The 9436-nt window shown below is 56.0% G+C and carries 8 protein-coding genes; all 8 read left to right on the top strand.

The annotated features are described in order from the left end of the window. Nucleotides 1-216 precede the first annotated feature (216 nt). The 8 genes from KW843_RS25065 (at nt 217) to traV (ending at nt 9433) form a co-directional block, all read left to right on the top strand. Nucleotides 217-651: a lytic transglycosylase domain-containing protein gene (locus KW843_RS25065; protein ID WP_121944217.1), complete on the top strand. Its 435-nt coding sequence runs from the start codon at nt 217-219 to the stop codon at nt 649-651. Then, nucleotides 648-4421 (top strand): hypothetical protein, encoded by a 3774-nt coding sequence (locus KW843_RS26875; RefSeq protein ID WP_255594941.1) that lies wholly within the window; start codon nt 648-650, stop codon nt 4419-4421. Before KW843_RS25065 ends, KW843_RS26875 begins: the two co-directional genes overlap by 4 nt. A 151-nt stretch (nt 4422-4572) precedes the next feature. Continuing rightward, nucleotides 4573-5178, top strand: coding sequence for a hypothetical protein (locus KW843_RS25055; protein WP_218297835.1), 606 nt, complete (start codon nt 4573-4575; stop codon nt 5176-5178). Beyond that, nucleotides 5175-5453, top strand: a complete 279-nt coding sequence (traL, locus tag KW843_RS25050; RefSeq protein ID WP_121944218.1) for a type IV conjugative transfer system protein TraL — start codon at nt 5175-5177, stop codon at nt 5451-5453. The genes KW843_RS25055 and traL overlap by 4 nt, the downstream gene beginning before the upstream one ends. Continuing rightward, on the top strand, nt 5450-6256 hold the full coding sequence (locus KW843_RS25045; RefSeq protein WP_218297834.1) for a type IV conjugative transfer system protein TraE: 807 nt from the start codon (nt 5450-5452) through the stop codon (nt 6254-6256). Before traL ends, KW843_RS25045 begins: the two co-directional genes overlap by 4 nt. Further along, complete coding sequence (locus tag KW843_RS25040) at nt 6256-7371, top strand: type-F conjugative transfer system secretin TraK (protein ID WP_218297833.1); 1116 nt, start codon at nt 6256-6258, stop codon at nt 7369-7371. The genes KW843_RS25045 and KW843_RS25040 overlap by 1 nt, the downstream gene beginning before the upstream one ends. Next, entirely contained in the window at nt 7368-8924 is a 1557-nt protein-coding gene (locus KW843_RS25035; protein ID WP_218297832.1) for a TrbI/VirB10 family protein, read from the top strand. The genes KW843_RS25040 and KW843_RS25035 overlap by 4 nt, the downstream gene beginning before the upstream one ends. Then, nucleotides 8918-9433, top strand: a complete 516-nt coding sequence (gene traV / locus KW843_RS25030) for a type IV conjugative transfer system lipoprotein TraV (RefSeq protein ID WP_218297831.1) — start codon at nt 8918-8920, stop codon at nt 9431-9433. The genes KW843_RS25035 and traV overlap by 7 nt, the downstream gene beginning before the upstream one ends. Nucleotides 9434-9436 lie beyond the last annotated feature (3 nt).

Genomic DNA, 9436 nt, shown 5'->3' with positions numbered 1-9436 from the left:
TCGTCGGTGCACATCTCAGCCGCGTGACGGCGGCTGTTCACCGCGAGTCTATGGCAGCGTAAACCATGCGCTGGCGCGCACACCATCCATTCAAGTCAGGCGCAAGATGGGTTGGCCGAACGCATACGCATGAATCGCTCACAAAATCGAAAAGCTCGGATTTTGCTTACTTTTTAGGGGTGGTTTGAGGGGGGCGACTTCGTAGCATCAGATGCTATGAAATCGTGGTTCATCTCGTTCGCGCTCTTCTTTTTCTCGTTCGCCCACGCTGCCTGCTTTGAAGAGGCTGCGCAGCGGTATCAAATTCCGGTCGAACTCCTCAAGGCTATATCGACTGTCGAGTCGAATGGAAATGCAGGCGCCATCAACACGAACAAGAACGGTTCGGTTGACTACGGGCATATGCAAATCAACGACTGGTGGCTCCCGAAGCTGGAGCCATATGGAATCACCAAAGACAAGCTGGTTGAACCCTGCATCAACACCAATGTCGGTGCTTGGATCTTGGCTCAAAGCATTGCAACGCATGGCTTCACATGGAAGGCCATCGGTGCATACAACGCAAGCACTGGTTACAAGCGGCTGATCTACGCCCGCAAGGTCGAGCGCGTGCTGGAAAAGATCAACAGCGTTCAGGTAGCAAAGAAATGACCACCCACCGGGAGAAGTTCATGAAGCAAAGCCATCATCTGCGTGCAACCGCTGCAGCGGCCATCATCCTCTGCAGCGGATACATGTCGAGCGCGCAGGCCGCGCTCGTGTCTTCGGTCTGTGAAGTCAATGGCACCAACGTCTGTGATGCCGGTAATCCGACCATCACGCCATCTGGTGTCTTGACAATTCGTGGCTATGCATTCGACATGGCGACGGGTGACAGGCCAAGTGATCCTGTGACCGGATACGTGCTGCTACGGAATGACGATACGTTGGTCAACTACAAACTGCCAATTCAGCGCGTAGAGTCTCGACCAGATGTGATCGCGGACAAGATCACTGGTGAGTTCACGGAGGCCCAGTATCCCGTTCTCAATGCTGGCTTCGTGGCCCAGGTCATATCAGCATCTCTCCCTGCGGGGACCTACTCAGTCCAAGAGGTTCGTGTGGGTATGAAGCAAGGACTTGTCCAGAGCCTGCCCCTCGACCGTGCGGAAATCAAGGGCCGCTTCACGATCTCGGATGCTCAATCCCCCCTCAAACTCATACAAGGCGGGAATGAGATCCCACTGAAGATGGTGCGCGGGTCCAGTGGGGCGGTACTGGCGACAGGGTATCCTCCACTCCGCGATGGACCGATGACCATCAAGGCCACCGTGAATGCGGGCGCCACCGTGGCCGAAAGCTCTGTGAACTTCATATACAAGAGACCCGAGCTTGCGGTTCCAGTATCTCTCCCCATCGTCCAAGACTTTCCAGGCATCAGCACCCGCCTGGCACCGATCAATCCGTTGAACAATCGTTCGCTGGATGTCGCTGCTTTGCCTGTCGTTGTCGATTCCGGCAGCGTCGAAAGCTTAAAAGTCAATGGACAAGATGTGTCCCAATCTGCCGCCTTCGAGCTTCCTCGCCAAGCCAACGTGGCAGGGACCTATCCAGTGCTTGTGGGCGATTTAACCGATCAAGAAGCTGTACGCGATGTGCGACTGTGGGTCAATCTACCAGATGCACCTAACATCGTTTTGCAGACCACAGCGTGGAACCCTGCAAGCAAGATCAAGGTTTCTCAGTCTCACACGAGCGTGGCTATCAAGGTTCAAGACGCAGATGTGCAGGCAAAGCTTGAAGGCGCAAGCAAAGAGACTTGCAACACGTTGAGCATGATTCGCCCCGACTACATGCTGTCGCAGACGGCCGGTGTGAATTGCGCTATCCGCTTCGGCGCGCTTCCCGAAGGTATGAAGTACAACCCGTATGCTGCTAACGCGCTTCGCGGGTCGTTGCCTTTGGTGGGCGACAACACCATCGAGTACACACCGGGCGTCGTCTACACCAATCCAGCTACGCGCCAAACAGCCTTCTACCCCGTGAAGAGCGGATCTGGGTCAGTCACCATCGCAGGGACAACCCCAAGTCCCATAGCGCTGACATTCAAAAACGACAAGCTGCTTGATACCTTTTACGCCAAGAACTCGGCACAGTTCCCTGGAAAGATGTTTGCGACCGTTGACAAGTCGCAGCCCCGTTCACTGGGTATCGTGAACGTCAAGGCCGGTTATCGGGAGATCACAACGCGGGTCACTTATCCCGGCGACTCCGTAAAGGAGTTCAACAGCTCGATCCCTGAGTCCAACGTGGCGCTGGTCATGCAGGCTGATACGCCGTGGGCCGAAAGCAAGGTAAAGGTGGAGTCCTGGTACCAGCGTGCTCCTGAGTTCAAGACAGTGCAAGAGTTTGATTTCATTGGAGTACCGCAGGGCCCTCTGGTTGATTTCGAGAAGACCTTCACCTCACACGACCAGGCCGAAACAACCGTGAGTGGCTTTATCGGGATCGCTCGTGGTCAGACGGTGGTTTTTGAGCCCGAGTCGATGGGTCAATGGCAGGTCACCATCAAAGATGAGAAGTCTGGCGCATCCATGTCCACGGCAGTTCCAGTAGACGCCGCAGGAAAATTTAGCGTGAACCTTGGGCGCTTGACCGCTGGTACCCGTTTCATCGTGGCAGAGGCGCGCATGGTCAACGATGGCGCGGTCATCAACAGCGCGGTAACCTCTAAAAGCCGTGCCCTGGTGACTGCAGCAGGTGACGTTATCGAAGCGACTTTGACTGCACGGGCGACAAGCGGAAAAGTGCCTTTTGCGCAGACCCTGAATGCCAACGTCAAGAACGCCAAGATGCTTGCCAATGTGAAGGCAGTGGCATGGGAAGTGCTGGGCGAGGATGGCAACTGGACACGCGTCATGCGCACGGAAAGCATTGAGCAAACCGGGGTGAACTACACCGTCCGAATGGAGAGCGTGGGCAGTGCCACCTACCGTGCGGTCTTGGTCAACAAGTATTCCGGCGCTGAGTTCAAGACTGAACCGCTGACACTCACGGCATTCGATGTGCCCACTTTCACCGTCACCGCACCAGGCGTGGTGCTGGTTGGCCGTCCTGTTGAGTTGAAGGTTCAGGCTCAAGAGGGATTTGACGCCTCCTACCAGTGGCGGATCATCACCACTGGTGGTGTTGAGCAGGTTTCGGGTGAGAACACACCGACTCTGACTTTCACGCCTACCGAGATCAAGAACTACTCCATTGAAGTGCTGGGGCGTGCAGCGAGCGCGCCGGATAACCCAGCTGCTGACGTGAAAAAGACGATTGGGGTGAAAGCCGTCAATCCTCTGGCGGCCAGAGCCTCGTTGCAGGGGCCGTCTTACGTCGAGGCCGGAAAGCAATACACCTACAAGGCCATCATCAACGATGTGGTGCCCACTACTGCCGCCAAGTCCTACGAGGTTCTGGGCTACTGGATGCTTCCAGATGGAACGCGCGTTGACGGTACAGATCTGCTGTACACGCCAGCGCCAGGGGATAAGGTGATCAGCTACTACACCTATGTGAAGGGCTATCCAGAGGAGACCACGGCGGCTACCTTGAGCATCAAGACTTGGGCCTACAACTGGCCCAGCACTTGGAGGATTAAGTTGGTACCTCAAATCACGGATGTTCCAGCCGTTGTGAAGTATTACGTGGAAACTCCCGACTTCGACCTGAAGAGCCTCAACGGCGAGCCGCTGTCGTACACCTGGTCACTTCCACAAAATGTGACTCGCAGCAGTGGTAGCGATGTGGCGGGAAATCTGTCGATCACAAGCCAAGGAACTTACCAGCTTGCATTGCAAGTGAGTGACACCCGTGGGAATGTGACGAACGTTACTTCGGACGAGTTCACGATTCTGCCTCCTGCAAGCGTGCAGACACAGGCCTCCATCGTTTCGAAGTATCCGGGTCAGTTCTTTGCGCCTGGGTCCTATTACCTTGGCCTAAAAATCCTGGGCATGCCTCGGGGAGACTCCTTCCTGCGAAATGATGTGCTCATCAATCAGACAAAGGTTGGTGAATTCACCGGCACAGGCCACTACGTGAATTTCCAAACGCCTGGACAGTACGAGGTCACAGTCCGCACGATCACGCGCGCCGGGAACTATGGGGAGCAGGCGCTTCCCGTTGAAGTGAAAGACCCTCCGAAGCCTGTTTGCGTTGTGAAGCAAACGAGCACTTCCAGCGGTGTCCTGCTCACGCCAGAGTGCCAGGTCGATGCGGGCGTACTGCGCACTACGACTTGGAACTACACACTTGATGGAGTCGCCCAAAAGGCTACTTCCAAGTCTTTTGCTGTACCCAAGGCATGGCTGGGAACCACCAGGTTGACAGATCTGCGGGTGTCAGTTGATACCGACCTCGGCGCTATTACTGAGCAGCCAGTCACCATTCAATAGTCTTTGTAGACATAAAGCCGTCCTGGGATGGACGGCTCCCAGCAGGGGTGCTAAACGTCACGTTTTTGCGTGCTTTTCGCACCCCTTTTTGCATGTTCGGCCTCGTAATATCTGTGCTACCGCTCAATGAGCACATGCAGAGGATAGGCCGGTGAAACTTCGAATCTTGGGGCTGATTTTGGTAGCTGTCGCTGCCGTTGGCTGTGCCCCTCAATTCATTGATGTTCCGCCCACTCAGCGAAAAGCTATGTGGATTGAGCGGGATGCAATTACTACGCATGCCGCAATTGGCAATTCTGAGCAATCAGAAATTGTTCTGAGCAACGTGGCAAATGATCAGCGCCTCAACCCTGAAGAGCGCGTCATTTGGGTCTCTGGCGTCGATATGAAGAAGAGCAGGCTCCAACGCACTGTGGAGCGAATTGGCGATTCTGATGCAGAGAGCAATGCAATTCGAGTTGCGCAGAACTCGGCAATTGTTGAATCCCATTCTTTCACCATTGTTGGTTCTTCTCTTGGCGCTAAGGGCCAATTGAGTATTCAGAAGTTCAAAGCCAATGAAACCGGACGGTTTTATGTGGAATTTTTGAATGATGGGCCAATGACTGAAGAGCGTGTAAATCAAATGATGACCGCATGGCGTGAACTGGCTGCACGCCTGAAAGAGCGGGGATTGAATACCGCGAACGTAATCATGGGGGGCGCCAAATATGAGCAGCCCATTAATGCCATTGTGCTTGTGAAGGTTGGGAAATGACTGAAAAACCAATACCAAATCACGTTGACGACCAAATGCAGGTTTTCTTCTGGGAAATTGACGAGTTCTTCCCTGCGCTGGTGATTTTTGTTGTGCTCTTCATGTGGGACCAACTGATGTTGGGCCTCATCTCTACCTACGTGTTCGTGAAGCTGTTCGGCCGCTTCAAGAACGCACGTATGGATGGGGTTCTGTTCCACATGGCCTGGTGGGCAGGACTCATGTCGATGAACAAACGCTTCGACAGTGGCGCTATGCGCGAGGTGCATCAATGAAGTTCAAAGATGCAATGCGCAACATGCGCGAGCTGCAGCTGATGACGAAGGGATTGCTCCTTTCCAACATCATTCTTGGCGCGGGTTTTGTCTGGGCACTGGCGACTATTTCGGGCGAGCGCGAGCGCATTGTTCTGGTGCCCCCCATGCTTGATGCAAAGGCTGAGGTCGCATGGAATTCGGCCAACAAGGAATACATCAAGGGCTTCGGGATGTATATCGCCACGTTGGTGGGGAACATCCAGCCGAAGTCTTCGACGGTGGTATTGGATGCCGTTTCGGCATTCATGGACCCACAGATCTACACCGAGTTTCGCCGTCAGCTTCTGACGCTGATTGAAGACCCAGTTTTCAAGGCTTCGGGTTCGGTGATCACTTTTCAACCCAACTCGATTCAGTACGAGCCAGAAACGAACCGCGTATTCGTCACTGGAACCCTGATCACGGCCACCTCTGGTTCGCAAAAGTACCAGAAGCAGGTCACCTACGAGATGGGAATCACGATCCGCGAGGGGCGCCCGTGGGTTTCCCACTTCCTCTCCTATGAGGGAACCATTCCACGAACAGTGTCCTGGCACGTCAACCGCAGCTCGCGTGATGGTGTCGAGATACCCGAGTACGCCACTCCTGCGCGCTACCGCAAGAAGCAATCTGCTGCAGACAAAGCGAATGAGCAGCTTCTCGATCTCGACGGGATGAAGCCAGTTGGCACCCCCATCCCAGAGGGCACTGGTGCAGTGCAAGAAGTTGTTGAGGGCGTGTCCAAGCCCGCCAAGGAAACCGAATCTAAGGAGCAGAACTGATGCGATCAACGAAGGCGCGAGTCTCGGCGTTGCTGTTGGCCGTAACGGCTGGATTTGCATTCGCGAACGACGATGCTGCAAAGGCAAAGGATGCAGTTGCGCAGACGAAGGCAGCAATTGATGCTGAGCTTTCGAAGCCACTGACCAAGCCATTGGCTCCGACAGTCGTCCAAGAAGCTTCACGCATGGCCGGGGCAGAAGCACCTACAGGTTCCAACCGGTTTATCGAACGTCCCAACACAGGGGACTCGAAGTTGGTGCGCACAGCGCCTCCTGTTGTTCTTCCCAAGGGCCCACTTGGAAAGCCACCCATCGATCCCCTGAAGGCGATTGCAGAGGGGCAACGTGAGGGTGGTGTTGGGCTTGATGCGGTACAGCGCGAAATCAACCTCCCAGGCCTGAAGAAGGACGATCCGAGCCTCAAGCCATTTGTCATTCACACCCGCAACGGTGTCAATGAGATTGTTCGCATGTCGAGCAAGTTGCTCAACCGTATTGCCACACCCTTTGGCAAACCGGTGGTGATCGACACCTCGTCCTCCATGGCGAAGGTTGTTGGCAGTGATGTGTATTTCATCCCCAGCGGTGAGCAGCCAATCGGCCTCTTCATCGTGGACCAGGCCAACACCTCGCAATCCATCTCGCTCACGATCATTCCTTCCGGTGCCATCCCAGGTCAGTCGGTGATCGTCAAGCTGGAGGATCTGCGCGCTAGCAACAGTGTCGCCGCATTGAGTGAAGAAGAGGCAGAGATCACCACTCCTCGCGCCAGTGACTACATGGGCTTCATCCGGTCGCTGATGGCTCAGGCAGTACGCGGCAAGGTTCCTGGCTTCAACCCGGTTCCGTTGGAGGGCGGTGTAGCACGCATGGGCCCCCTGCAAGTGACTCCTGAAATCGCGTTTACCGGTGCATCTGTCGATCTGTATCGCTACCAGATCGTCAACAAGTCAGGTCAGAACGTGGACCTGACGGAGACAGCTTTCTACCGCAAGGGCATCAAAGCCGTTTCCTTCTTCCCCAACATTGCGCTGAAGCCTGAGCAATCGGGGTATGTCTTCCTGTTGGCGGACAAGCCCAAGTCTGCGGCGAACTTGGCAATGGAGGCGCAATGAGCATCACTCAATCGCTCAACAACCTGCAGCCCAAGACGCGCAGGATTGTCTTATCCGTTGCTGCTATCAGCGTGGTCGTAGGCGTGTCGTGGGTGCTGACCAACCTGACGGAGCGCAAAGCTGCTCGAACTCCCCGTGCGAACAAGCCGGAAGTAACGGTCGTTAGCCCGCAGCGCGCAACGGGAGTGGAGCAGTTCGGCGCACGGTTCGACGGAATGGAAAAGTCCTTCAAGGACATGCATACGACTTTTGAGCGCCGTCTGTCCAATCTCGAAGATTCGAAGAAGGCAAGGCCAGAGGGAGCGCCACCGGAAGAGGGGGGCGCGACACGTTCTTCTGAGCCGACTGTTCCCCCACTGGAGCCCGGTACGAGTGTCTTTGATGCTCCCGCCGCAAAGGCACCCACTCTGCCACCCCCGCCACCGGTAGCGCACTCTGCCCCTTCCATAGCGTCCCCATCGGGTGGCGTCCCCAGTGCGCCTGGAGCGCCAAGCGCAGAGCCAGCCAAGGCCGAAGTACCTGGTGCCGCAACCATTCGGCTCCTTGGCGAAGGCGGCGAGATGGACGAGCAGAAGGCTGAGTTGAAGCTGAACACTGCGGCGACCGATGCAAAGCCCAAGAAGCGCCGCGAGAACGAAACGGCATACATCCCTGGTGGATCTATGTTCCCCGGCGTTCTCCTGAATGGTATGGACGCACCAACGTCCTCGGTCTCGCAGAAGAACCCGACACCAGTGCTTATTCGGGTGAAGAAAGAAGCAGTCCTGCCGAACTTCGCGTCCATCGATGTCAGAGAGTGTTTCGTCATGGGCGCTGGTTTTGGCCAGCTCGCATCTGAACGCGCACTCATCCGCACTGAAAGCATTGCCTGCGTGCGCCATGACGGAAAGGTGTTCGACACCAAGCTGGAAGCGTATGTCGTCGGTACAGACGGCAAGGTTGGCATTCCAGGTCGCCTCGTCTCTAAGCAGGGTCAGATGATTGCGCAGTCGTTGCTTGCCGGTGCTTTGGGCGGCATCGGCCAGAGCCTGACGCGTTCAAAGGTGCCTGCGATCAACATCAATCCAGGCATGGACGCCAACTTGTACGAGTCCGACTCGCTCTCGTCCATCGCGCAAGGGGGGCTGGCTGGAGGTATCTCTTCCGCCACCAACATGATCGCCAAGTTCTATCTCGACATGGCGAAAGAGACATTCCCTGTGGTTGAGACACAGGCTGGTCAGGTGGCAACCGTCATCGTCACGCGCGGTATGAGTCTCCCCCTCAAGGGATCTACGTCGCTGGAACGGTATGTCGAACCCAACGGGCAAAACGGATCGCGGCCTGTCGCTGCCCGTGGTCAACGTGATGAAGACGATGACCACTCCGGCACCCCAACAGCCTTCCACAACGCACAGGCTGCTGCCAAGCAAGTTGGGGCCGGGTCCAACACGGCGACTCAGATCGGTGCGAACGCACAGGCTGCAACGGTAGTCGGCGCCCATCAAGTGCCGGTCGCAATCCCTGGTGTCAATGCGCCTGCCGCAAAGCCATCCACAAAAGCTCAATGGTGAAGCAAATGCTCAATTCATATCGCCCTGCGGCGCTCATTTCCTTGTTCGCGGTCGTTGGACTGACGGGATGTGCGAGCGCTTTGAACACAGCGTCCGAGTCCAAGTTCGCTTGTGACGCCTCCACCAACAACTGCCCGACCCCTCTGGAGGTCTACCAGGCCACGCACAACACGCCGAAAGCCATTCGTAATGGAAGAACGCCCGACGAGTGGAAAACGGGGGCCAAAGACAGCGGTCAGATCAAGCAGCAAGACCCCACTGAGGAGCTTGCACGCGACCTGACTGAAATCGCACCCTCATCACAACTCCTGACTGCGGCCGAGCCGCCTGCGCGCCCCATTCGTCAGGCCAGTCAAGTGATGCGGATATGGGTGGCTCCGTGGGTTGACAGCACCGACAACCTGAATTGGGCCACGCATATCTACACCGAGGTTACGCCGAAGCGCTGGAGCTACGGCGAACAAGAAGTGAGGCATCAAGGGATGCCCGCTGGATTCATCCCCCGTTAATTT

The organism is Acidovorax sp. sif1233 (assembly GCF_019218755.1).
Classification (GTDB): domain Bacteria; phylum Pseudomonadota; class Gammaproteobacteria; order Burkholderiales; family Burkholderiaceae_C; genus Acidovorax.
The sequence above is the reverse complement of the archived record's forward strand: the minus strand, read 5'-3'. Positions and strand labels throughout refer to the sequence as shown.

Bases quoted from the DNA above. Each gene is read 5' to 3' on its own strand.
- KW843_RS26875 (WP_255594941.1), top strand. From the start codon at position 648: ATGACCACCCACCGGGAGAAGTTCATGAAGCAAAGCCATCATCTGCGT.
- KW843_RS25035 (WP_218297832.1), top strand. From the start codon at position 7,368: ATGAGCATCACTCAATCGCTCAACAACCTGCAGCCCAAGACGCGCAGG.
- KW843_RS25065 (WP_121944217.1), top strand. From the start codon at position 217: ATGAAATCGTGGTTCATCTCGTTCGCGCTCTTCTTTTTCTCGTTCGCC.
- KW843_RS25040 (WP_218297833.1), top strand. From the start codon at position 6,256: ATGCGATCAACGAAGGCGCGAGTCTCGGCGTTGCTGTTGGCCGTAACG.
- traV (WP_218297831.1), top strand. From the start codon at position 8,918: ATGGTGAAGCAAATGCTCAATTCATATCGCCCTGCGGCGCTCATTTCC.
- KW843_RS25045 (WP_218297834.1), top strand. From the start codon at position 5,450: ATGAAGTTCAAAGATGCAATGCGCAACATGCGCGAGCTGCAGCTGATG.
- traL (WP_121944218.1), top strand. From the start codon at position 5,175: ATGACTGAAAAACCAATACCAAATCACGTTGACGACCAAATGCAGGTT.